At 34.4% G+C, this 25,780-nt stretch carries 14 protein-coding genes; 8 read left to right on the forward strand and 6 right to left on the reverse strand.

The genetic code is table 11. The features are described 5' to 3' along the window. Nucleotides 1–97 precede the first annotated feature (97 nt). Nucleotides 98–3,493, reverse strand: a complete 3,396-nt coding sequence (gene secA / locus DNU06_RS10975) for a preprotein translocase subunit SecA (RefSeq protein WP_111063384.1) — start codon at nucleotides 3,491–3,493, stop codon at nucleotides 98–100. A gap of 249 nt (nucleotides 3,494–3,742) precedes the next feature. Between secA and fsa the strand changes: the two genes are divergently transcribed. The 3 genes from fsa to DNU06_RS10990 all read left to right on the forward strand — a co-directional run bounded on the left by fsa (nucleotide 3,743) and on the right by DNU06_RS10990 (nucleotide 9,261). Further along, nucleotides 3,743–4,399: a fructose-6-phosphate aldolase gene (gene fsa / locus DNU06_RS10980; RefSeq protein WP_111063385.1), complete on the forward strand. Its 657-nt coding sequence runs from the start codon at nucleotides 3,743–3,745 to the stop codon at nucleotides 4,397–4,399. A 131-nt stretch (nucleotides 4,400–4,530) separates the two neighbouring features. Next, complete coding sequence (locus DNU06_RS10985; RefSeq protein ID WP_111063386.1) at nucleotides 4,531–6,036, forward strand: aminotransferase class V-fold PLP-dependent enzyme; 1,506 nt, start codon at nucleotides 4,531–4,533, stop codon at nucleotides 6,034–6,036. A gap of 75 nt (nucleotides 6,037–6,111) precedes the next feature. Beyond that, on the forward strand, nucleotides 6,112–9,261 hold the full coding sequence (locus DNU06_RS10990; RefSeq protein WP_111063387.1) for a T9SS type B sorting domain-containing protein: 3,150 nt from the start codon (nucleotides 6,112–6,114) through the stop codon (nucleotides 9,259–9,261). A gap of 334 nt (nucleotides 9,262–9,595) precedes the next feature. On the opposite strand, the gene glmM is transcribed toward DNU06_RS10990, so the two are convergent. Together glmM and DNU06_RS11000 are read right to left on the reverse strand one after the other, a co-directional pair. Continuing rightward, the gene (gene glmM / locus DNU06_RS10995; RefSeq protein WP_111063388.1) at nucleotides 9,596–10,993 is read right to left on the reverse strand and encodes a phosphoglucosamine mutase; all 1,398 of its coding nucleotides are present in this window, start codon (nucleotides 10,991–10,993) and stop codon (nucleotides 9,596–9,598) included. A gap of 56 nt (nucleotides 10,994–11,049) precedes the next feature. Beyond that, nucleotides 11,050–12,210 carry a S1C family serine protease gene (locus tag DNU06_RS11000; RefSeq protein ID WP_111063389.1) on the reverse strand — a complete coding sequence of 387 codons (1,161 nt, stop codon included), beginning with the start codon at nucleotides 12,208–12,210 and terminating at the stop codon, nucleotides 11,050–11,052. Nucleotides 12,211–12,493: 283 nt separating this feature from the next. On the opposite strand from DNU06_RS11000, the gene rho reads away from it, so the two are divergent. From rho to DNU06_RS11015, 3 genes are all read left to right on the forward strand, one after another. Further along, nucleotides 12,494–14,125, forward strand: a complete 1,632-nt coding sequence (gene rho, locus DNU06_RS11005; protein WP_111063390.1) for a transcription termination factor Rho — start codon at nucleotides 12,494–12,496, stop codon at nucleotides 14,123–14,125. Nucleotides 14,126–14,241: 116 nt separating this feature from the next. Further along, complete coding sequence (locus tag DNU06_RS11010; protein ID WP_111063391.1) at nucleotides 14,242–16,758, forward strand: DUF5686 family protein; 2,517 nt, start codon at nucleotides 14,242–14,244, stop codon at nucleotides 16,756–16,758. 57 nt (nucleotides 16,759–16,815) lie between these two features. After that, a complete protein-coding gene (locus DNU06_RS11015) occupies nucleotides 16,816–17,388 on the forward strand; it encodes a hypothetical protein (RefSeq protein WP_146239218.1) in 573 nt (190 codons plus the stop codon). 59 nt (nucleotides 17,389–17,447) lie between these two features. Here the strand turns inward: DNU06_RS11015 and purS are convergent, their stop codons facing one another. The 3 genes from purS to DNU06_RS11030 are packed head-to-tail and all read right to left on the reverse strand — an operon-like array spanning nucleotide 17,448 to nucleotide 19,307. Continuing rightward, a complete protein-coding gene (purS, locus tag DNU06_RS11020) occupies nucleotides 17,448–17,699 on the reverse strand; it encodes a phosphoribosylformylglycinamidine synthase subunit PurS (RefSeq protein ID WP_111063393.1) in 252 nt (83 codons plus the stop codon). After that, nucleotides 17,689–18,495, reverse strand: coding sequence for a CDP-alcohol phosphatidyltransferase family protein (locus tag DNU06_RS11025; protein WP_233503016.1), 807 nt, complete (start codon nucleotides 18,493–18,495; stop codon nucleotides 17,689–17,691). Before DNU06_RS11025 ends, purS begins: the two co-directional genes overlap by 11 nt. Before the next feature lie 17 nt (nucleotides 18,496–18,512). Then, the gene (locus DNU06_RS11030) at nucleotides 18,513–19,307 is read right to left on the reverse strand and encodes a CDP-alcohol phosphatidyltransferase family protein (protein WP_111063394.1); all 795 of its coding nucleotides are present in this window, start codon (nucleotides 19,305–19,307) and stop codon (nucleotides 18,513–18,515) included. 143 nt (nucleotides 19,308–19,450) lie between these two features. On the opposite strand from DNU06_RS11030, the gene DNU06_RS11035 reads away from it, so the two are divergent. Next, nucleotides 19,451–20,554, forward strand: coding sequence for a putative type IX sorting system protein PorV2 (locus DNU06_RS11035; RefSeq protein WP_146239219.1), 1,104 nt, complete (start codon nucleotides 19,451–19,453; stop codon nucleotides 20,552–20,554). A gap of 2 nt (nucleotides 20,555–20,556) precedes the next feature. Continuing rightward, complete coding sequence (gene porU2 / locus DNU06_RS11040) at nucleotides 20,557–25,698, forward strand: putative type IX secretion system sortase PorU2 (protein ID WP_111063395.1); 5,142 nt, start codon at nucleotides 20,557–20,559, stop codon at nucleotides 25,696–25,698. Nucleotides 25,699–25,780: the final 82 nt, after the last annotated feature.

Here is a 25,780-nt window from a genome sequence, read left to right on the forward strand (position 1 = left end):
ATAAATTAATTTAATTCAGGTAGTGAATCCAGGAAAAACTAAAACAATTAGACACAAAAAAGCCCTGACATTTATCGCCAGGGCTTTTTAAAATTTATTATTTAACAATCATCCAAACCCTAGATTTTAACAAAGGTTCTGCTTGTTTAAATTTCACTTCTTTTTCTTCTCCTGTTTGCATATGACGGATTAGAATTTTTTCGTTTCTACCTATTTTAGGTTGTACTACTACTGGCTTTTGTTTAGGCGCTTGATTTGGATTCCCTGCATTATTGGCAGCTTCCTCATATCCTTCACTTCCTGCAAATTCAGGTGTTGGTGTAGTAGACACTTGTCCTTCATCAAAAGCATGACCAACTTCTTCAAAATCTACGACTTCAGTTTGTTTTGGGTCTTGTTCTCCATCTTTAGGTAAATCACCACGTACTAAAAACGAGATAACTTCTTTACTCATTTTACCTAGCATACCGCTAAATAAATCAAAAGCTTCTTTTTTATAAATTACCAATGGATCTTTTTGCTCAATAGAGGCATGTTGCACAGAAGTTCTTAAATCATCCATTTTTCTTAAATGATCCTTCCATTCATTGTCAATAAAGCCAAGTGTAATCATCTTTTCAATTTGACGTTTTACCACTCTACCTTCTGTTTTCACCCCTTCTTCTAAAGGAACAATTACATTCATTAATTTGTCTCCATCAGAAATTGGAAAAGCCATATTCTTATAACGTTCTCCTTCATTTTTGAATACTTGCTCTAAAACCGGTTTCGCTTTTTTGATAATGTTTTCTGATTTTTCATTGTAAGCTGTAACCGCTTTTTCATAAATTAAGTCGATTAATTTACTTGGGTTAGTACTTGAAAATTCATCTTTCGACACTGGTGCATCAATTCTTAAATATCTTGCCAATTCAAATTCAAAATTGGTATAGTCTTTTTTAGGATAATTGTCATTTACAATGTCTTCAATTACATCATAAAACATGTTAGAAACATCTAATCCAATTCTATCTCCTAGTAAGGCATTTTTACGTTTTCTGTAAATAGCATTTCTTTGGGCATTCATTACATCATCATACTCTAACAAGTTTTTACGAATACCAAAGTTGTTTTCTTCTACCTTTTTCTGTGCTCTTTCAATAGACTTTGAAATCATTCCATGTTGAATAACTTCTCCTTCTTTGTAGCCCATTCTGTCCATCACTTTCGCAATTCTTTCCGAACCAAACTTACGCATTAAACTGTCCTCTAAAGAAACAAAGAATTGAGAAGAACCTGGATCACCTTGACGACCAGAACGACCTCTTAACTGTCTATCTACCCTTCTAGAATCATGTCTTTCTGTACCAATAATAGCTAAACCACCAGCAGCTTTTACGGTTTCACTCAGCTTAATATCTGTACCCCTACCGGCCATATTTGTTGCAATGGTTACTTTTCCAGCATTACCTGCTTCGGCAACAATTTCAGCTTCTTGTTGGTGGTATTTCGCGTTCAATACACTATGCGGTATTTTACGCATTTTCAACATTCTACTTAATAACTCAGAAAATTCAACCGTGGTAGTTCCCACTAACACAGGTCGACCTTCTTTCACTATTTTATCAATTTCTTCAATTACCGCATTAAACTTTTCACGGGTTGTTTTAAAGACCATATCGTCCTGATCTTTTCTTGCGATTGGTCTATTGGTTGGAATAATTACCACGTCCAATTTATAAATATCCCACAACTCTTGTGCTTCTGTTTCTGCTGTACCTGTCATCCCAGATAACTTATGGTACATTCTAAAGAAATTTTGTAAAGTTACGGTTGCATAAGTTTGCGTAGCCGCTTCAATTTTCACATTTTCTTTTGCCTCTAAAGCTTGGTGTAAGCCATCAGAAAATCGACGACCTTCCATCATACGACCAGTAGACTCATCTACAATCATTACCTTACCGTTCATCACCACATACTCATCTCCTTTTGCAAATAATGTATAGGCTTTTAACAATTGATTGATCGCGTGAATTCTTTCTGATTTTATCGTAAAATCCTTGATTAAAGATTCTTTTTTAGCTACTTCTTTGTCTTTTGCTAAACTTTCTTTTTCAATTAAGTCTAATTCAATAGACAAATCTGGTAAAACATAATAATTTGAATCCTCTCCTTTAGCTAACAAATCATACCCTTTATCTGTTAATTCAATAGAGTTTTGTTTTTCACTAATCGTGAAATATAATTCTTTATCAATTTTAGGCATTTCCTTTTCCCTGTCTTGCAAGTAAAAGTTTTCTGTTTTTTGAAGCTGTGCTCTCACACCTGGTTCACTTAAATACTTAATTAAGGCCGTATTTTTTGGTAAACCTCTATAACTTCTCAATAAGGCTATTCCACCTTCTTCAATTTCTTCTTTTGTTGCAGAACCATCTTCGATTCCTTTTAACTTTTGCTTCGCTTCAATTAATAATTCATTAACCAATTTTCGTTGCACACTTACAATATCTTCTACTTTCGGTTTTAAACCTTGGTATTCTTGTTGGTCTCCACCAGCTGTTGGTCCAGAAATAATCAATGGGGTTCTCGCATCATCAATCAAAACAGAATCCACCTCATCTACAATAGCAAAATGGTGTTTTAATTGTACTAATGCATCTGGATCAGAAGACATATTATCTCTCAAATAATCAAAACCAAATTCGTTATTTGTCCCAAAAGTAACATCTGCCTTATACGCTGCTTTTCTTTCTGGTGAATTTGGCTGATGTTTATCAATACAATCTACTGTCATGCCATGGAACTCATATAAAGGTCCCATCCATTCAGAATCTCTTTTTGCCAAATAGTCGTTTACTGTAATTAAGTGCACACCTTTTTCAGCCAAAGCATTTAAGTACACAGGTAAAGTTGCCACCAAAGTTTTTCCTTCACCAGTTTGCATCTCAGCAACATTTCCTTTATGTAAAACGGCACCACCATATAATTGTACATCATAGTGAACCATGTTCCAAGTAACAGGAGTTCCTGCTGCGTCCCACGACATGTTCCAAATTGCTTTGTCCCCTTTTATGGCAATATTACCTTTCTTTTCTGCTAATTTTTTATCGTAATCTAAAGCAGTTACTTCTATCTGATCGTTTTCAGCAAACCTTTTAGCTGTTTCTTTAACTACCGCAAAAGCTTCTGGTAATAATTCTTCTAAAATCTCTTCAATTTTTTCATCCACCACTTTTTTCAGCTTATCCACTTCATTGAAGATTTTATCTTTCGCATGAAAATCCATGTCTGGATTATCTAACACTTGCTGATTCAATTGGGTAATTTCATCTTCGGTAGGCTTCAAATAAGTTTTTATTCTAGCTTTGAATTCTACCGTTTTTTCTCTTAAGGCGTCATTACTAAGGGAGGAAAGTTTTGCAAATTCTGCATTTACTTTATCTATATAAGGTCGGAAAATTTTTTCGTCTTTTTTCTCTTTACTACCTAAGAGCTTTTTGAAAATATCGAGCATTGTTAGTTATTTATTTTGAATCGTTAAAATTAATCAGTTATATTAATATAACAAGATTTTAGTGAATCAAATGATAGCGATTTTCATTCCAAACTCATTTTAGTGACAAGTTGGCATAAATAAGCGAAAAAACAAGCTGCTGCTTCTCCCCTTTTTGTCAATTTACGGAACGTTGATATTCTGTTAATACTTTTGTCATTTAAATTAAATTTGGATTGGTATCTTTGCCAAGAAATTAAACAGAAAAATATGAAATTTTTTATTGATACTGCAAACTTAGCCGAAATTAAAGAGGCAAACGACTTAGGTGTTTTAGACGGTGTAACGACTAACCCATCACTAATGGCTAAAGAAGGCATTACTGGACGTGAAAACATTTTAAAGCACTATGTTGACATTTGCAATATTGTAGACGGCCCTGTTAGTGCCGAGGTAATTTCAACCAATTTTGAAGGAATGGTTGAAGAAGGAGAGCATTTAGCAAGTCTACACCCAAACATTGTGGTTAAAATACCCATGATCAAAGATGGTATCAAGGCAATCAAATATTTTTCTAACAAGGGAATTAAAACCAACTGTACCTTGGTATTTTCAGCTGGACAAGCAATTTTAGCTGCAAAAGCAGGTGCAACATACCTATCTCCTTTTATTGGTCGTTTAGATGATATCTCGACTAATGGATTAGACTTGATTGCTCAAATTAGAGACATTTATGATAATTACTTATACGATACACAAATTTTAGCAGCTTCTGTTCGTCACACCATGCATATTATTAATTGTGCTGAAATTGGCGCAGATGTGATGACTGGACCGTTAAACGTGATTATGGGATTATTAAAACACCCTTTAACAGATAGTGGATTAGAAAAATTTTTAGCTGACTTTGCAAAAGGAAACGCTTAAGTAAAATACTTATATATTTTTTTATAATAACAAACTCTTGGATTCCTATTCAAGAGTTTGTTTTATTTTTAGCAGATTCTAATCTGCTAACAAGTTAATAATTCCTATCTTTAGTTTTTATATCATACAATATGCTTGAAGAATATTTTGCAAAGTTTCGATCACAAATAATTGGTATTGATCAAACTATAGAAACACCTTACGGAATTAAGAAAATCGTATATGCAGATTGGACTGCTAGTGGAAGAACTTATCGACCTATTGAAGAAAAAATTCAAAAAGAAATCTTACCCTTAGTTGCCAATACGCATACTGAAACGACAGCAACTGGAAAAGCCATGACAAATGCATATCGCATTGCACGACAAATCATTAAAGACCATGTACATGCTACCGATCAAGACGCACTTGTTTTTGCAGGCACAGGAATGACTGGTGCTGTGAACAAATTTCAGCGTATTTTAGGTTTGAAATATCCTGAAAACCCAAATCAATTCATGAAAGGTTGTACAGACTTGGAAATAGATGACCCAAATCTACCAATCGTATTTGTCACCCATATGGAGCACCACTCTAACCACACTTCATGGTTAGAAACAAAAGCAATTGTAGAAGTGATTAGTCAAGATGAAAACGGCAATGTAGACTTGGAAGATTTAAAAGAAAGACTAAAGACACATGCTTTCAGAAAAACTAAGATTGCCTCGGTAATAGCCTGCAGTAATGTTTCTGGAGCCAAAAATAACTATTATCAAATTGCAGAAATAATGCATTTAAACCAAGGTTTGTGCTTTGTCGATTTTGCTTGTAGCGGACCTTATGAAGCAATAGACATGCATCCTGCAAACCCGCTTCAAAAATTAGATGCCATATTTTTGTCTCCTCATAAGTTTTTAGGTGGTCCAGGAACTACTGGTATTGTAATTTTCTGTAAGTCATTATATAATAACAAAATCCCTGATCATCCAGGTGGTGGAACAGTTACCTACACAAACCCTTGGGGAGAGCGACATTACATCCATGACATTGAGACCCGAGAAGATGGTGGTACACCAGGGTTTATTCAAGCCATAAAAACAGCCATGGCAATCCGTTTGAAAGAAGAAATGGGAACCGATAAAATACTGGCACGAGAACATGAAATAATTGATTTAATCTATGCTGGATTCAATAAAATTCCTCAAATCAAACTTTTGGATAGTAATCAAAAAGTAAGACTAGGTGTTTTTTCTTTTACAGTAACAGCTATCCATTACAATTTAATGGTACGACTTTTAAATGACCGATTTGGTATCCAGACCAGAGGAGGTTGTGCATGTGCCGGGACTTATGGTCACAATTTATTGGCTATTGATTCGATTCGCTCTCAAAAAATATTCGAAGAGATAAGCAATGGAAACAACACCGATAAACCAGGATGGATCAGACTATCTATTCACCCTACTACATCCAATGAAGAAGTTTCTTTTATGATCCATGCCCTAGCGGATATTATTAATAACATTGAAACCTATAAAAAGGATTACCAATACGATAATAGCAGTAATGATTTTGAATATATAGGAGAAAACAACTTCCAAGAAATTGAACCTGTAAATTGGTTTGACTGTGTAAAACCAGTATTAAGTAAAGTTTAGTTAAAAAAAATTAATTTTCTTGTCACCTTTCATTTCTATATTTCGTTATATTGCAAACCGAATTAAACAACAATTATGATAAAGTCTATTAAAAACCTAATGCTAAGCCTATTTCTGGTCGCATTTTCAACCCCCCTTTTTGCCTCCCACGTTCAGGGTGGTAATATTTCGTACAAGTGTACAGGAAATCCAAATGAATTTATTATTACCCTAATTGTATATAGAGATTGTTCTGGTGTTGCCGTTCAACCTACTTACGCTTTAGATGTTTTTAATGATTGTGGATTAACCGTTCCAAATATCATAGTTAATCTAGTTGGCGAATTGCAAGTATCGCAATTATGCCCTGGAGCTGTCGGTAATTCTCCTTGTTATGGCGGTACTGGAACAGAAGAAGGTACTATTATGTACGAATTTAATGCCGTGGTTACTTTACCAGGTTTATGTGATGCATGGACTTTTGGATGGGGTGCATGTAACAGAAATACGGTTGAAAACCTTGTAGGTAACCCTTGTTTTTATGTAGAGACTAAATTATTCTCCGCAACACAAGCCTGTAATAACTCTGTAACCATTAACAACCCGCAACCTACTCCTTATGTTTGTGTTAACCAAGGTGTAAACTACGATTATGGTGTGCAAGAGCAAGATGGGGATTCTTTATTTTTTGAATTAGTAGCTGCTTTGGCTGACAATGGAGATACCATTTCATATAATTCACCATACACGCCTACTTCTCCAGTACCTAATATCTTTATTAACTCTGAAACTGGTGCAATTAACTTTAACTCTCCTATTGCAGGAAACTTTGTAATTGCCATAAAAGTTACTGAATATAATAAATGTGGTGAACTGGTTGGACAAACGATTCATGATATGCAATTTGTAATTGATGATCAATGTGTAAATAACGCTCCCTACCAAATTGCTGATCCAAGTGCCCCTGTAGGTACTACAGCAGGTATATACAACTTTAACAATTTTGGTACAGGAGCAACATTGCTTCCTGGTAATAAAATTGACATGTGTGTAAGTGACAGATTCTGTTTTGACATTGCATTTACAGATAATGACTTAGATAATATTGATATCACTTCTAACATCAACGATTTTTTACCTGGTGCAACTATTACACAAGCCTCTAGTTCACCAAATGCTGTAGCTACAATTTGTTGGGAATTCCAACAAGGTTATACAGGAAATTTAATTTCAATTAATGCCAATGATGGACAATGTCCAATACCTGGAATTGTATCTAGAGTAGTTGAATTAAAAATTCCACCAGCACTTTTTCCTGGTTTGGATGATACCATTACTTTTTGTGGTGATGAAGGAGTTATTAATTTTAATGACTACTTAGGACCCGTATTTGATAATAATGGTGTTTGGCATAATGGAAACTCACAAATAATTACTGGTTTAGCGGATGTTGATACAATTACACCTGGTGTTTATTTCCATATTGTTTATCCTGACACTTCTGTTAACAGTTGTGTAGATCCTCCTGCTTGTGTAGTTGCCGATTCTGCTTACTTAACCATAAATGTTTCAAACTTACAAGTTGCAGATCACGTTTATGTGGATGAGTCTTGTCAAAATCAATTTGATGGTTCTTCTACTGTAGGTCCTATTACAGGAAATGCTGGTCCGTTTACCGTATTATGGTCAGCACCAAACACGCAAGCTTTAGGAAACCATGATACTATTGTAAACAATGGTGGAATTGCAACTTATGGTAATCTTTTTGATGATACCCCAGGATTATGGAATGTATTAGTAACGGATCAAATAGGTTGTACATGGACAGAAAACTTTGAAATCAACCAAGGGTTTTTACAATTCACACAAGAAGAAATAAATAACCCACAATGTTTTGGATTCAGTAATGGTTCTATCAACCTTTCTGCAACAACAACAGGTGGACAAACAGTAACTTTTGTATTTACGGATGCACAAGGAAACGTTGTACCTGGTAGTACAGGTAATGCGGCTAATAATTTGTCAGCAGGCGTTTACACGGTAACTGCCACCACTGCAAATGGATGTTTGGTTGAAAAAAATTACCAATTATTTGATCCAGCTAAAATTACTGCCAATTTCACTTATACTATGCCATTGTGTAATGGACTTTCTACTGGAAAGTTAAAAGCAACGAACATTTTTAACCAAAAAGGTGATATTGATGATGTGTTTTTTGCATGGGCTCCAGCTCCAGCAGGCCATAATGGATTCGGTGTAGATTCATTGATGAATTTACCAGCCGGTGCTTATTCTTTAGTATTTACGGAAGATGGTTGTTCAAATGACACTACCATCTACATTACAGAACCAGATCCTTTACAAGTGTTAATTGACACGGCACTTATCAAGAAAACATATTGTAGAACTGCTGCATACCAAAATGGTAATGGTGTTGTATCTGCATCAACTGCAGGTCCAGGATATAACGGTACTGGTACACCAACTTACTTATGGGAAAACTTAGCGAATGGAGATGAATCTACTTTTACTACATTTGTTGTAAAAGTACCAGGATACTGTGCATTTACAGCTACAGATGAAAATGGATGTATTTCTTCTGATACTGTTTTTGTAGATTCCTTAAATCCTATTGCTGACTTTACTATTGTATCGGATGAGTTTTATGATGCTACTATTTATGAAGGAACAGAAGATGTGAAAATTAAAATCACAAATACTTCTCAAAACTTTGCACAAGTTGGTAACCCTTTATCAGATACTATTTTCCAATGGAATTTATTCTCTAACAATCCTGATGGAAACCAATGGTTTTTCACTTATAGATTAGAAGATAAAGTAGATACTACTTACAAAGGTATTAACTTAAATGAGCCTACAGATTATGAAATTTGCTTGGTAGCAAAAAACTTTAATGATTGTGTAGACACTACTTGTAGAATCGTAAAAGTGCATAAAGAATTTGTATTCGAAATGCCTAATGTATTTACTCCTGGTGCATATCCAAATAATGAGTTTTTCTTCCCTGCTGCTGGTGTAAGCGTTTTTTCTGCTACCCTATTAAACAGATACGGAATTCCTGTATATGAATTTGATAACATCACAGATACTTGGGATGGTACAAATTACAAAAATGATAAACCTTGTGCGGATGGTGTATACTTTTACACTTACACAGGTGAAACTACCAATGGAACTCCAATCGAAGGAAATGGTAACGTAACCCTAATCAATGCCAAGAAATAGAATTAAATAATACTATTAAACGAAAGGGAAGTCAAATTGACTTCCCTTTTTTTGTGCCCTTATGTTTTAAATCTATCGCCGTCCCCAATCCAACGAAGAAACTATACCAGCAAAAAAACAACCTGGCGAGAAAACAAAAACTTGAGAAAGCAAAAACTTGAGAAAGCAAAAACTTGAGAAAGCAAAAACTTGAGAAAGCAAAAACTTGAGAAAGCAAAAACTTGAGAAAGCAAAAACTTGAGAAAGCAAAAACTTGAGAAAGCAAAAACTTGAGAAAGCAAAAAGGAAGGACTATGTCCTTCCTTTTTGCTTATAAACTATATTCAAGGTAGCTTTATACTGCGACAGAAATACTGCGTATTTGTTCCATGATTGTTTCTGCTAATTCATTCGCTTTCGCTTCATTTTTACTTTCCGCATAAATTCTAATAATCGGCTCAGTATTACTTTTTCTTAAGTGCACCCACTCTTGGTCTTCAAAATAAATTTTCACACCATCTTGGGTGTCTACTTCATTATTATTGTATTGTGCTGCAACGGTTTTTAATATAAGATCAACATTCATATTGGGAGCCAATTGAATTTTATTTTTAGAAATAAAATAATTAGGATATTCTCCCCTCAATTCTGTCGCTTTTAATCCAGAGGTAGCCAATTGCGTTAAAAATAAACCAATCCCAACCAAAGCATCTCTACCATAATGAATCGCGGGATAAATGACACCACCATTTCCTTCTCCTCCAATAATGGCGTTCGTTTCTTTCATTTTCTCCACAACGTTTACTTCACCAACAGAAGCAGCATTGTATACACCTTGTCTATTTTCAGTAACTTCTTTTAAAGAGATCGTAGAAGACAGATTAGAAACTGTATTTCCTGGTGTCTTACTTAACACATAGTCTGCAATAGCAACCAGCGTATATTCCTCACCAAACATAGTCCCATCTTCATTCACAAAAGCCAATCTATCCACATCAGGATCAACAACGATACCTAAATCGGCACCTGTTTCTTTAATTTTATCTGCAATAGCAGTTAAATTTTCAGGAAGCGGCTCTGGATTATGCGGGAAATGTCCCGTAGGCTCACAATACAATTCAACCACGTTCGTCACCCCTAAAGCATTTAGCAAAGCCGGCACAAAAATGCCACCTGTAGAATTAACAGCATCTACCACAACTTTAAAATTCTTTCTTCTAATAATCTCTTGGTCGACCAAATCCAAATCCAAGACTGCTTGAATGTGTTTTTGTAAATAAGTATCGTCTAATTTTAAAGTCCCCAATGCATCAACTTCAACAAAGTCAAATGCTTCCTTTTCGGCAAGTAAAAGTAATTCCTCTCCATCAACAGCAGATAAAAACTCGCCTTTTTCGTTCAATAATTTTAGAGCATTCCATTGTTTTGGATTATGACTAGCAGTTAAAATTATTCCTCCCTGCGCATTTTCCATTGGCACAGCAATTTCAACGGTAGGTGTAGTAGACAAGCCAAGGTTAATCACATTAATTCCCAATCCTTGTAAGGTAGCAATTACCAAATCTGAAATCATTTGACCAGAAAGCCTAGCATCTCTTCCCACCACAACAGTAGGATTGCTTAATTTAGAACGATTTTTAATCCAACAGCCATAAGCTGCAGCAAATTTAACCGTATCAAAAGGCGTTAATCCTTCCCCTATTGGTCCACCAATGGTGCCTCTAATTCCAGAAATTGATTTTATTAATGTCATGGTACTTTAATTTACCACAAATATAATGGAAATCAATTAATTTAAGAAGTCAATTTTTATTGAGCCATCATGACTTCCATCATTTTTTCCTCTTCTCCCCTCAATACTTTTAATTCCACTTTATCACCAGGATTATTAATCACAATAGATTCTTGTAATTCTGCGATAGAACGGATGTTTTTTCCATCCACGCCTAAAATAATGTCCATTGATTTTAATCCTGCTTTATCTGCATTTCCACCTTCTAATACATTGGCAATAACAATTCCTTTTTCACTACCTAAATTATATGATTTTTTTACTCCTGTATTATTTTCAATTAGATTAATACCTAATTGCACACGTTTTACTTCTCCAAAAGATATTAAATCATAAGTTACTTTTTTAACAATGTTAGAAGGTATGGCAAAAGAATAACCAGCATAAAATCCTGTACCAGATGCAATGGCTGTATTTATCCCTATTAATTCACCGCTAGTATTTACTAAAGCACCACCACTATTTCCGGAATTCACTGCGGCATCCGTCTGTATAAAAGACTCTACTGGAAAAACATTTTCCTGCGGATTATAATTTCTGGATAACAAATCAATATTTCTATTTTTTGCACTTACAATACCTGCGGTAACGGTAGATTGCAAATTGAGCGGGTTACCCACTGCAATTACCCATTCTCCAAGTTTTAAATTATCAGAATTTCCAAATTCAGCATATGGTAAACGGTAGCCGTCAATTTTTATCACCGCAATATCTGTAGATGGATCAGTTCCGACAAGCGTTGCCTTATAAGTTTTATCATTTAAAATAACCGAAATATCTTTGGCATCTTGCACCACATGGTTATTGGTTACCATATATCCATCATCTGAAATAACGACACCTGAGCCAGAGGATTTACCATGTCTTTCTGTTGTTTTATAGGCATCTTTACCATAAAATAGTTTCACTAAAGGATCGTAAGTAATTTCCGATCGCACAAAATGAGTTTGTATATGCCCGACTGCATTTACCGCTTTTTCGGACGCCATGGTTAAATCACTTAATCCACTTTGATGGTCGTTACTCATTAAACCTACTGGCTTAATAAGGTTATTTTCCATCCCCTGAGTTTGTGTAATGTTGTTATGTAATGTTGTTTGATTTGACAATTGTTGTCCTGCGTATCCCCCCCCTATTGCTAGTAAGCCGAATAAAATTAATTTTGTTGGTTGTTTCATGACTGTCGTATTTTATGGTTTGATTTTATAAGTATAAAATTAAAGAATGCGTACAGCCTAATTTTTTAAATAATGTTAATTGATGTAAAAATTTCTAAAAATCGGTCACTTTACCGCCATTAATTGCAGTTAAAATCGATATTTTTAAGGAAAACACTTACTTAGTTTATTTTTATTTGTATTATTGTACCACAATCAATCGTGAACAAAGGTTCACATCCTATCTAATATTTAACAAAATATAATAGCCAGAATCGAAAGATTTTATTTCTTATTTATTTATATGTCACAATTATCTGAACTTAAATTAAAAAAAGTTGCTGAATTACGTGAAATGGCTTCTTCGCTTAAAATTCCAAATATGGAAACTAAAAAAAAGCAAGATGTAATTGACGCAATTGTTACCGCAACGAATACGCCTAAAGAAACTGTAACTCCTATAAAAGAGGTAGTTTCTGCAGAAAAAACAACTGAGGTTAAATCGGCCCCTAGTCCAAAAGACAAGCCTACTCCTCGTCCTAGACCAAGAAAAAGAGAAGATAATCCAAATGTTGAAAACGCAATAAATAGCGACAACAAACCTAAGAATACCCCACGTCCTAGACCAAACCCAAGACCTAATCCTAACCAGAAGAAAAATAATGAGCATGCACCTAAAAGTGCTACTCAAACTTCAGAAGGAGAAAACAAAGGGGAACAAAATCAAAAAAAACCAATACATAACAACGGTCAAGCCAATCATAAAAAACCGAATCCGAACCAAAAAAGATCTCAAAAAGATTATTATGGATTTAACTTTGATGGGATTATTATCAGCGAAGGCGTATTAGACATGATGCAAGATGGCTACGGTTTTTTACGTTCGTCAGATTACAACTATCAAGCATCACCAGATGATATTTATGTACCGCAAAACCAAATTAAAGCTTATGGCTTAAAAACTGGAGATACGGTAAGAGGTGCCATTCGCCCACCAAAAGAAGGTGAAAAATATTTTCCATTAATATCTATTGAAAGTGTGAATGGGCGTGACCCAAGTTACGTGCGCGACCGTGTACCGTTTGAGTATTTAACGCCTCTTTTTCCAGATGAAAAATTACATTTAACTGGCCATAAAAAAGAAAGTACTTCTACCCGAATAATGGATTTATTCGCCCCAATTGGTAAAGGGCAAAGGGGAATGATTGTGGCACAACCAAAAACTGGTAAAACGGTTTTATTGAAAGATGTTGCCAATGCAATAGCGGCAAACCACCCCGAAGTTTATTTAATCATTTTATTGATTGATGAAAGACCTGAGGAGGTTACTGACATGGCAAGATCGGTAAATGCCGAAGTGGTTGCTTCTACTTTTGATCAACCTGCTGATAAGCACGTAAAATTAGCCAATATCGTACTTGAGAAATCAAAAAGAATGGTGGAATGCGGGCATGACGTTGTCATTTTATTAGATTCAATCACCCGTTTAGCCAGAGCATATAATACGGTTCAACCTGCTTCTGGAAAAGTACTTTCTGGTGGTGTAGATGCGAATGCATTGCACAAACCAAAAAGATTTTTTGGTGCAGCTAGAAAAATTGAAAATGGTGGATCGTTAACCATTTTAGCCACTGCCTTAACTGAAACCGGTTCTAAAATGGATGAAGTGATCTTTGAAGAATTTAAAGGTACAGGTAACATGGAGCTTCAATTAGATAGAAAAATTTCTAATAGAAGAATTTATCCAGCCATTGATATCTTATCTTCTGGTACAAGACGTGAAGACTTATTAATGCGTAAAGACTACCTACAAAGAGTTTGGGTATTGCGTAAATACCTAGCCGATATGAACCCAATTGAAGCCATGGAATTCATGAAAGAACGTATTGAAGATACAAAATCGAATGAAGAGTTTTTAATGTCAATGAACAACTAAAAAATCTTTTATAAAAATACAAACCGCCATCTTTTTTTTTAAGATGGCGGTTTTTTTATGCCTAAGTTGTAACAAATTAACTCTTTTATAGTCTTACCTATAAAACAACCCATTCTATGAAATTATTTTTTACTCTTCTAATTCTTATAATTTCCAATTCATTACTTTCTCAATACGTACTTAAAGGTAACGTGACGGATGATCAAAACATGCCAATTCCTGGTGTCCGCGTATTTATTGACCAAACCACATACGGCGTTATTACAGACTTAAAAGGAGGGTATTTTATTGAATTAAGCAGTAAAAAAAACTACCCTATAGCCTTTAAAATGTTAGGCATGAAAGATACGGTTATACCCATTGACATCCATCAAAAAATTACCACGTTTGACATTCAAATGCTTACATACTCTGAAAGACTCGAAACCGTTGAAGTAAGCTCGAAAAAGATAGATGTGGCAAAGCAAGTCATTAAAGCCATGCAAGACAATAGAAACAATATGGCCAACCAATATGAAAACTATACCTGTAACACTTATTTAAAAACAAGTTTAGAAAAAAGTATTAAACCAAATATTGCGGAACGCTCCAAAGAAATAGATAGTATCATTGCTATTGGTCCTGCTAAAATGAATTTTATAGAATCCTTTTCCATCACCAAATTTAAAACTCCAAATACTTATAAAGAGGAAATTGTAGCACAACACGATTACGCAGATAAATCGAGTAATAATTTTTCAGCATCCATAAATTTTAATTTCGGAACCTCCATTGTTCCCATACAGTATATTGCAACCAACCCTTACATCTTTTTTGAAAAAATTCAAGATGGCGACTTTAATTTGTATCAAAACATGTTGAATTTACCAAAAATTTCAGAACACCCTATTGTCTCCCCCATTGGTTTTAACGCATTTTTAAATTACAATTTCGACTTAGCTAATATTTTTTACGAGCAAGAAACAGGGCATAAGATTTATGAAATCAAAGTGATTCCAAAATTTAAACAAGCTGCATTATTCGAAGGTACCTTATTCATTATTGATAAATTATGGGTCATTCAGTCTTTTGAGTTAAATATCAACTCCGCTGCAATGCCATTTTTTAAGGATTTTACTGTTTTACAAGATTATCAGATGATCGATTCGGCATGGGTACCCATTAGAAGAGAATATGTATACGCCATCCAAGATGGAAAATACATTATTTCAGCCAACACAAGAGTCAATCATTCAAATTACACCTTTAACAATGCGGAGAAAAAAAAGGACTTTGACAATGAAATTTTAGTTTACCAAAGCGAAGCTTTCACCAAAGATTCAGCTTACTGGGACGGCATTAGACCGATTCAATTAAAAGCTACAGAACTGTCATTTATACATGAACAAGATAGTATTGAAAAACACATAAAAAGTGAAGCATACCTAGACAGTTTAGACAAAGCATTTAACAAGATTACTTTTTGGGATGTTACTTTAAACGGTGTGGCATTTAGAGACAGGTTTAAAGAAGAAAGTATTTATATTAAACCATTGTTCAGTTCTATTCGAGTTTTTGGTGTAGGAGGGTTTAGATTAGGAACTGGAGGCATCTATACCAAAAAATTTAAAAATGCGCAAAAAATTAAGGTAGATGCGGATTTAGATTATGGTTTCAACAACAAGGATTTGAAATGGAAAATGGGCTTAGAATACACCTTTTTACCTAAACGATTTGGTTTAATTGAACTTAGAGGCGGAGATTCCTACGACTTAATAACAGACTACAATTCGGTATTAGGTACATTTTCGAGGGGGAATTATGTAAGAAAACAATTTATTGAAATAGGACATAGAATAGAAATTGTAAATGGTTTATATGGGAAAATAAACCTAAGTTATTCCGATAGACAAGGGATTGACAATTTAATTCTATCGGAATGGTCGGCACTACTATTTGGAGAACTCAACCAACCGGCCACTTTCGATCGCTATATCATTTCTCTGGTTGAATTTCAGTTCTTGTATCGCTTTAAACAAAAATACATCATCAAAAAAAATGAAAAACAACTTATAGGAACCAAGTATCCCGAATTGGAGTTGACCTATAGAAAAGGTATTCCAAAACTGTTTAACAGTGAAGTAAACTTTGATTTTATTGAATTAAAGGCTTCAGACGAAATCAATCTTGGTAATTATGGAGATTCAAAATGGAGTGTGTTAGCAGGAACTTTTGTCAATGAAGTAGACTTAAGGTTTATGGAACATAAATTTTTTAGGGGCTCTGATCGTTTCTTCTTTTCAAATCCATTGCGTTCCCATCAGTTATTAGACTCTACTTTTAACACTTCCAAGCCATACTTTCAAACTTTTTATGTCCACCATTTTAACGGATTTATTATGAATAAAATTCCTTTGATCAATAAATTGAAATTAGAATTAACTGCAGGAGCAAGTGCTTTAATCATTCAAGATATTGCTTACTCGCATGCAGAATTATTTGCTGGACTGGAAAAAAAGTTTAGAATTAAAAAGCAATACTTTAAAGTAGGTGTCTTCATGGCTACTCGTGCCAACTCTAGTGAAGCCATTACCTATCAGTTTAAAATTGGGATGGACTTTTTTAATAGTTTTACCAATACTTGGACTTATTAAAAATAATAGGATATTTTAAAAAATACAACGTATCTTTCTTCTCTAAAAACATTTATCTTGAAGGTACTATTTATTTTTCTATTTGTATTTATGATTCAATTGGCATTTAGTCAATCGACTTGGAAGCCTGGAGACGCAGCTATAGTACCCGCCCTTCCACTTTTCGAATTGGAGAATAGTCAAGTTCAAAAACTTCACCCATTGCTTATTTTAGCAAAAGATAACACTGCCAGAGAAAACCGCTTATACGCATTAGTCACTGGTGGTTTATATTTAGGTGCCTTTACCGGTGATATTATTGGCACAAATTTAAGGCTCGATTTTATGGTCAATAAAAGCAAAAATCAAGATGTAGGGATTGGTTTTAAAGGCCAAGTAGGCGCGCCATTTGATGATGATTTATTATATTCCCTTGCTGCCTATGCCTTGGCGTTCTATGGTAAAAGCAGCAATAGATTTGAAATATCTTTGGGGGCCAACCTTCCTTTTAAAAATTATTTTGAGCCCTATGAATTGGTCCATTTTGGCATAGGTTACCGATATATTTCGGTGAAAACACCTTTGACTTTTACCATTGGAATGGCGACAACGAGTTTATTCCATATTGGCCTCGGCTTTAAAATTGGGTAATAAAAAAACCTTTCAGTCATAGACCGAAAGGTTTTTCATTTTTAAGTATGATTGTAAAATTAAGCTTCTTCTACAGAAAAAGTATAACCTTCCATAATTTGATTACATAACATTTTTTTACAAGCTTCATCCACTTTCGCTTCTGCTTGTTCTTTAGACGCGGCATCCACAAATAGTGTAATGTGTTTTCCAATTCTAACATTTGTAATTTCAGCCAATCCAACATTTTTCATTGATTGAGATACTGCTTTTCCTTGAGGATCTAATAATGCTGCTAATGGCATTACATCTATTTCTGCTTTAAACTTCATTTTTCCGTTTTACTGCGTTATTAATAAGTGACAAAATTATATATAATATTATAATAATCGGTATAGACCAAAAGAATAAAGTTGCAAACAACAAAAGTGAAATTGTTAAAAACAAATAACGTATCTCATTTCCTTTGAATTTAAAGTCTTTAAACTTCAAGCTAAACAAGGGTATTTCACTGACCATCAACAAAGATAAAACAATTGTTGCTAGAATTAAAAAGATGGGATTTGCAATAATATTTACAAACTGGACTTCCATTTTACCTTGCCCCATTATTGCTTCCAGCATTAATAATGGAATTACCGCAAAGAATAAAGTCATTGCTGGTGTTGGTAAACCAATAAAACTACTGGTTTGTCGTGTATCTAAGTTGAATTTTGCTAAACGAAACAATGCAAACACGGGAATTAGAAAAGCGATATAAGGCAAGTACTCCCCAATCCACTCGTATTTTTCTCCAATAGACCACTCATAATCATAAAATATTTTATTGGTGATTAAATGTATGTAAGAATGAGTGCCTGGACCATTTAACAATTTATACACTATAATTCCTGGTGCTACACCAAAAGTTACCATATCGGCCAAAGAATCTAATTGTTTACCCAGTTCACTTTGCACTTTTAAAAGTCTTGCCACAAAACCATCCAAAAAATCAAAAATAGCAGAGAGAAAAATACAATAGGGCGCCCACTCCATATGTCCATTTAAGGTAAAAATAATCGCGAAAATTCCACCTACTAAATTTCCTGCGGTTAACAAATTTGGGATTAATCTTTTAATTGAATTCATGGCTGCAAAAATGCTAATTATTTTTTATTGGACTTCGTTTGAAATACAATATTCCATACGGATATAAAAATATATACCAAAACAATAATTGGTACTGCCCAATATTTAAATAGAATTATAGTCCCTATACTAAAGATTAAAAATAAGTATTGAATCTGATTATTTTTAAAGTCATAATTTTTAAACTTTAAAGCAAACAAGGGGATTCTGCTTACCATTAAAACCGAAAAGACAAGGATTAAAATTGCCAATGCAAATGGATTAAGTAAAATATAATCCATTATCCATGACTTTGTATCACTCGGATTTAAAACGGCATCATGAATAATAAATGGGAAAGCAGCAAAAAAGATAGCCATTGTAGCGGTTGGTACGCCTAAAAAGGAAGTAGATTGATGGGTATCGACATTAAATTTAGCCAGACGAAACAAAGCAAAAATTGGCAATAAAAAAGCCAAGGAAGGAAAAAGTTGATGTTGTACTTCTGTAACACTCGCTTTTTCGAGAAAAGAAGCCATTGGTATATTTAATTCATTTTCTGTTAAAACAGTCAATATACTAAACATTAAAAAACCGGGTGACACACCAAAAGTAACAATATCCGCTAAGGAATCCATTTGCTTTCCTTTATCGCTTTTCACCCGCAATAAGCCAGCCATAAAGCCATCAAAAAAATCGAAGACAATAGCAACAAAAATACAATAGCCGCTCCACTCTATTTTACCTGTTAGTGCAAAAAGAATGGACAATATGCCCCCCATTAAATTTCCAATTGTAAAAAAATTCGGTACTGCTCTTCTTTTTTTCGCCATAAACAAATGTGTGAATAATATTTCACTTCTCGCCAATTTCCACCCATTTTACTATGCCTAATACTTATAAACAGTACAATAAAATTGATTTTTTGGAGTTTGTAAAAATAGTTAAAAAATAATCTTTAATTTTACCTTTAATTATGGCATTAAACCGCATTTTACTCTACATTTCCATTTTCAGTTTTGGAATGGCACATGCTCAAGGTAGTTTGGCTCCGAAATACTCTAACGAATTTTTGAATATTGGTATTGGTGCACAAGCACTTGGTCTATCAAATGCTGTAGTAGCAGGAGTAGATGATGTAACAGCTGGATATTGGAACCCTGCTGGATTAGCAAATACTACCAATTTTTTGGACATTGCTGCCATGCATGCAGAATACTTTGCTGGAATATCAAAATTTGATTATGTTGGACTGGCTAAACCATTAGGAAATGGTGGCGTTGGTGGATTTTCTTTTATACGATTTGCAGTAGACGACATTCCAAACACCACCCAATTAATAGATGCGGATGGAAATATAGATTATGATAGAATCACCACCTTTTCTGCTGGAGATTATGCATTTTTATTCTCTTATGCGCAAAAATTAGGAATTGAAGGATTGAGTGTTGGTGGAAATTTTAAAATAATTTATCGCCATGTGGGAGACTTAGCCAAGGCTTATGGTTTTGGAATTGATGCTGGCGCACAATATAAGCTAAGCGATAAATGGAAGTTTGGTTTGGTGATTAGAGATGTTACTTCCACTTTTAATGCGTGGACTTATAATTTAGATAGCACAACTATTGAAGTTTTTCAAGCAACGGGAAATGATTTACCTCAAAACGCGCTTGAATTAACCTTACCAAAAGTAATTTTAGGAGTTCAGTTTAAACAGCCCATTAAAGAAAAATTTTATGTGGCCAGTGAAATAAATTTTGATTTAAACACGGATGGAAGAAGAAATGTACTTATTCGCACCAGCCCAGTTAGTATCGACCCACACTTGGGCATTGAATTTGGTTACTTAAAATATGTGGCAGTAAGAATGGGAGTTGGTAATGTACAATGGATAAAAAATACAGATTTAACGGAATCTTTAAGCTTTCAACCAAATATTGGTTTAGGTATTGGTTTTAAAAACGTAAATATTGATTACGCATTTACGGATGTTGGTGATGCTTCGATTGCATTGTATTCTCATGTTTTCTCTTTAAAAATAGGAATAAAAAATGCCCCTCAAAAAATGCCAAACGATTAAATATGAAGATAATTCTATCCTTATTCATAAGTTTTTACTCCTTTTTATCATTAAGTCAGTACGGTAACGAATGGATAGATTATAACCAACAATATTATAGCTTTAAAATTACCCAAGATGGTGTATATAAATTAGACTATGCGACCTTAAATGCAGCAGGAATTCCATTACAAACCATCCATACTGCAAACTTTCAAATTTTTGGTTTCGAAAAAGAGCAACCTATTTATGTTGAAGACGGTGGTGACGGGAGTATGGATGCTGGAGATTACCTATTATTTTATGCCCAAAAAAACAACACTTGGTTAGATTCGTTATTGTATGAAAACCCAATAGACGTACCGAATAAATACTACCCGCATTACAACGACACCATTACTTATTTTGTTACTTGGAACAATAGCCTTAGTAACAACAGGATGATCACTGAAACGGCAGTAAATTACGCCAGTTACTCGCCAGAACCATATTTCTTAAAAACAATAGGAATCGCTTACCATCAATCTTATACATTTGGCTTTAAATCCTCCGGGCTATCCTATTCCCAATATGTAAATGGGGAAGGATGGGGAAGTGTACCCATGAATGTAAATTCTAGCAATTATTTTATTAACAGTACTTTTAGTACTCCTTTTCCATACACAGCAGCTGGTGCACCTGATGTTACAGGAATCTCTTCTACTGCTAGTATTTCAAACGCTACTTTTACAGGTGCCGGCAATCACCACTTACAAATTAAAGAATTTATAAATAATACCCTTTTAGTCGACCTAATATTTAATGGTTATGTTGGAAATAAATTAAATTTTAATTTTCCAGCCACCAACTTAAGTGGATCAAATACCACCATCCGTCATGAACTCATTAACGATCAAGGTGCAGTAGCTGATCAGGTTGCTATACATTATGTTGAATTGACTTACCCAAGTCAACCCAACTTAAATAATACAAGTTATTATGAAATGGAAGCATTAAATGGAACTGGTTCAAAAGCTTATTATAATTTCACCAATTTTAATGCCTCCGCACCTATCGGATTGGCGTTTATTGGTAATACCATTCGAAAGTTACCAGTTACCATTAGTGGTAGTCAATTTAAAGTAATTATTCCAAATTCCAGTCAAGGCAAACATAAATTTATACTCACTGATATTAGTGCTATAATGGCGGTACCTTCTATTTCTCCTATTAATGGAAATGGTACTTTTACCAATCCTTTTAATTTTAATTATGCAGCTGCCTACTTGATGGTTACACACCATAGTTTAAATACAAGTGCCCAAACTTATTTAAACTATAGACAAAGTGCAGCTGGTGGGAATAAAAATGCCTTACTTTTTGATATAGATGAACTCAACTTACAATTTGGTGGTGGCGTACCTAAACATGTAATGGGCTTAAGAAGGTTTCAAGACTTTGCTTTTAACCAATCTCCCAACAATCCTCCCGGTCATATTTTTTTAATTGGAAAAGGTATTCGAGAAGCCACAGAAGGATCAGCTTCTGGCGGTGGCATGCGAACGACATCTACGGCCTATGCCCAGTGTTTAATTCCCAGCTTTGGTTTCCCTGCCAGTGACATGTTAATTTCAGCAGGTTTAAACGGTACTGCATTAGAACCCTTAATTCCTATTGGAAGATTGGCAGCTAGCAATAATGCAGAAGTAATTACCTACTTAAATAAAGTAAAGGAATTTGAACTCGCCCAAGATCCAAATGCAATCTATAATATACCCAGTAAATTGTGGCAAAAGGAAATATTGCATTTTGGAGGAGGAACGACTGCATATGAGCAAACTTTATTCAAATCGTTTTTAAACTCCTATGAAAACACGCTTGAAAACAGCTATTTTGGGGGGAATGTTAATTCTTATTTCAAAACTGTTTCCGACCCAATCAGTCCCATTTTAACGAATGAGGTGACCAGTAAAATTACAGATGGTGTAAGTTTTATGACCTTTTTTGGACATGCTTCTGCAACTGGATTTGACCAAAATGTAGATGACCCTGAAAACTGGAACAATAAAGGAAAATATCCCTTCGTGATTGGCAATTCATGCCTAACAGGTAACATTCATGAACCAATTGTTGAAAGTACATCCGAAACCTATGTTTTAATAGAGGACGAAGGCGCAATTGCGTTTATAGCCAATGTAAATCAAGGCTTCCCATATGGTTTAGATCAGTTTTCCAGCGAATTGTTTAAACAAATATCTACCCTAAACTATGGCGGAAGTATAGGGGAACAAATGAAAATAGTAGCACATAATTTAAGTCCATATACTAACTCCTTTACCACAAAAACTACCTTAAGTCAAATGACATTGCATGGCGACCCAGCCTTAAAAACCAACACGCATGAAAACCCTGAAATTGAAATTAATTCAGCAGGTGTTTTTATTACCCCAAGTGAAATTAATTTAACGGTTGACACCATTGCTGTAAACGTAGTTTTATACAATTTAGGTAAAGCCATAACAGACACTTTCACCTTAGAAGTCAAAAGAAAATTCCCGAATAGTGGTGGTGATTCTATTTACTTTCAAAATATATATGGACTGAATTATATGGACACCATTCAAGTAAAAATGCCTTTTTATACGAATCTTGGGGTGGGTTTAAACAATTTTGAAATAAAGGTGGATATTCCAAATATCATTACCGAACAATATGATGAGGTGATGAACAACCAAGTGAATAAGCAAGTCATATTTGACATTGATGGCATTTATCCAGTATGGCCTTATAATTATGCCGTAGTACCAAACGATTCCATTGTATTAAAAGCATCTACCATCAATCCTTTTGCCGACTTGAATAATTACCGTTTTGAAATTGATACGACTGATTTATTTAATAGTCCATTTTTAAAAAATCATCAAATAAGCTCCACAGGTGGCGTAATAGAAGTCTTTCCTAATGATTGGAATGCAAGCAATGGCGTAGTATCGCCTTTAACTTTAGTAGACAGTATGGTTTATTTTTGGAGAGTTAGTGTGAATGAACCAGGGAATTATAATTGGCAAGAATTTTCCTTTCAATACATCAAAGGTAAAAGTGGTTGGGGACAAGATCATTTTTTTCAATTTAAAAATAATGACTTTAATTCCCTACACTATAACCGAGGAAATAGAGACCTAACCTTTGATCCAACCTCAAAAACAGTTCATTGTCAAACCTATGGAAATGCATCTAACTCTACAGGGTACATATATACCTTATGGGAATTAGATGGATCTTTGGCAGATTATGCATTTTGTAATACTAATCCAAAATTACAAGTGGCAGTCATCAACCCTAACACTTTAGAAGCATGGGGTACGCGAGATACTATGAATGGTGTCCTGATAAATCCCAATCATAATTTCGGAAATTCAAATGATATTTATAGCTTTAATCATTGCCGCGATCGTGTTGAAAAATTCTTTACGTTTGAACAACATATTCAAACCCAATTGATGAGTTTTCAAGACATGATTGAAAACCAAGTCCCTGACGGATATTATGTACTTATTTACACGGCTATGCAACTTTCTTATGCAAATTGGGATACCTACAATCCCCAATTGTATAGTATGTTTCAAAATTTAGGATCAGACAGTATTGCGGTTGGAAAGTCGGATAAACCATACATTGCTTTTTTTAGAAAAGGAGATATTTCCAGTTTTAAAGAAGTATATGGGGTTAATGTTAATGATTATATTGAATTTGAAGATACTATTGTTGGTCAAGACTTTAGTGGTTTGGAAAAATCGACAAGAATAGGTCCTGCAAAAAATTGGGAAGTCTTATATTGGCAACAACATAGCATTGATAATGTTAACCAAGACCAAACCAGGTTGAAATTGTATGGCTTGACAGCAAATGGAAACTCAGCCCTTATATTAGATACCATATTCACAGAAAATGATTCCATTTTGCAATTGAGTAACATTAACAACATTAATAGTTTCACTTATCTTCAGCTTGAAATGAATACTGTCGATTCAACCAACAACACCCCAACCCAACTAGACAGCTGGCATGTATTATATCAACCATTGCCTGAAGCCGCAATCACATCAACCAATGGCTATTACATTTCGACAGACACCTTGAATGAAGGAGAAAAAATTGCCATTAGTTTTGATATAAAAAACATATCTGATCAACCCATGGATTCTTTATTGATTAATTATTGGGTTGAAAATAATAAGCATCAGATTATTCCTATTAGTTACCCAAGACAAGATTCATTGCGGGTAAATCAAACGATAAGAGACACCATATTTATTCCTAGTTTTGGATTGACTGAAGTCAACAGCTTATGGGTAGAAGTAAATCCATATACCACTCCAGACAAAACCGACCAACCTGAAATGTACCATTTTAATAACATTGGTCAATTACCAATTTATGTAAATTCTGATAATATTAACCCCATTCTAGAAGTGACTTTCGATAATCAATTTATCTTAAATGGTGATTTAGTCAGTCCAAATAGTCAGGTTATTATGACCTTAAAAGATGAAAACCCATTGCTATTACTCGACAATGAAGCAGACACGGCTTTGTTTGGTATATTTTTAACCGACCCTGAAGGGAATCAAAAAAGAGTTAATTTTAGAAATAGCGCCGGAGAACAAACCTTGGATTGGGTACCTGCTAATGCGTCGAACAAGAAGTTTAAAATCATTTATGATGGAGATTTTGAAATGGATGGAACTTATCGCATATTGGTGCAAGGTGCAGATAAATCAGGTAATTTGTCGGGGGATTATAATTATGACATTGAATTTGAAGTGGACCATCAATCGAGCATTACCAACTTAATGAATTATCCTAACCCCTTCTCTACTCGAACTCAATTTGTATTTACCCTAACAGGTGCTATCATTCCGGATGAGATGACCATTCAAATTTTAAATATTACGGGTACCGTAGTCCGTACAATTACCATTGATGAATTGGGACCAATTCACATTGGAAGAAACATTACCCAATACGCTTGGGATGGTAAAGATGATTTTGGTGATCAGTTGGCAAATGGAGTTTATTTATACCGTGTGATTTCTAATATTCAAGAAGAAAGTATTGACCTAAGAGAAAGTGGTGCGGATCAATATTTCACAAAAGGCTTTGGGAAAATGTACTTGTTGCGATAAGTATTTTTTCTTCATCCGTTTTTTGATAATCGTTTTTCAATAACTGGAGTGATTTCCTTAAAAAACTTTAAAAGCCGTAAGG

It is taken from the genome of Putridiphycobacter roseus, from assembly GCF_003234935.1.
Lineage (GTDB): Bacteria > Bacteroidota > Bacteroidia > Flavobacteriales_D > Crocinitomicaceae > Putridiphycobacter > Putridiphycobacter roseus.

Coding starts and splice junctions, on each gene's coding strand:
- rho (WP_111063390.1), top strand. CDS start 12,494: ATGTCACAATTATCTGAACTTAAATTAAAAAAAGTTGCTGAATTACGT.
- fsa (WP_111063385.1), top strand. CDS start 3,743: ATGAAATTTTTTATTGATACTGCAAACTTAGCCGAAATTAAAGAGGCA.
- DNU06_RS11030 (WP_111063394.1), bottom strand. CDS start 19,307: ATGGCGAAAAAAAGAAGAGCAGTACCGAATTTTTTTACAATTGGAAAT.
- DNU06_RS11035 (WP_146239219.1), top strand. CDS start 19,451: ATGGCATTAAACCGCATTTTACTCTACATTTCCATTTTCAGTTTTGGA.
- DNU06_RS11025 (WP_233503016.1), bottom strand. CDS start 18,495: ATGAATTCAATTAAAAGATTAATCCCAAATTTGTTAACCGCAGGAAAT.
- porU2 (WP_111063395.1), top strand. CDS start 20,557: ATGAAGATAATTCTATCCTTATTCATAAGTTTTTACTCCTTTTTATCA.
- glmM (WP_111063388.1), bottom strand. CDS start 10,993: ATGACATTAATAAAATCAATTTCTGGAATTAGAGGCACCATTGGTGGA.
- DNU06_RS10990 (WP_111063387.1), top strand. CDS start 6,112: ATGATAAAGTCTATTAAAAACCTAATGCTAAGCCTATTTCTGGTCGCA.
- DNU06_RS10985 (WP_111063386.1), top strand. CDS start 4,531: ATGCTTGAAGAATATTTTGCAAAGTTTCGATCACAAATAATTGGTATT.
- DNU06_RS11010 (WP_111063391.1), top strand. CDS start 14,242: ATGAAATTATTTTTTACTCTTCTAATTCTTATAATTTCCAATTCATTA.
- DNU06_RS11000 (WP_111063389.1), bottom strand. CDS start 12,210: ATGAAACAACCAACAAAATTAATTTTATTCGGCTTACTAGCAATAGGG.
- purS (WP_111063393.1), bottom strand. CDS start 17,699: ATGAAGTTTAAAGCAGAAATAGATGTAATGCCATTAGCAGCATTATTA.
- secA (WP_111063384.1), bottom strand. CDS start 3,493: ATGCTCGATATTTTCAAAAAGCTCTTAGGTAGTAAAGAGAAAAAAGAC.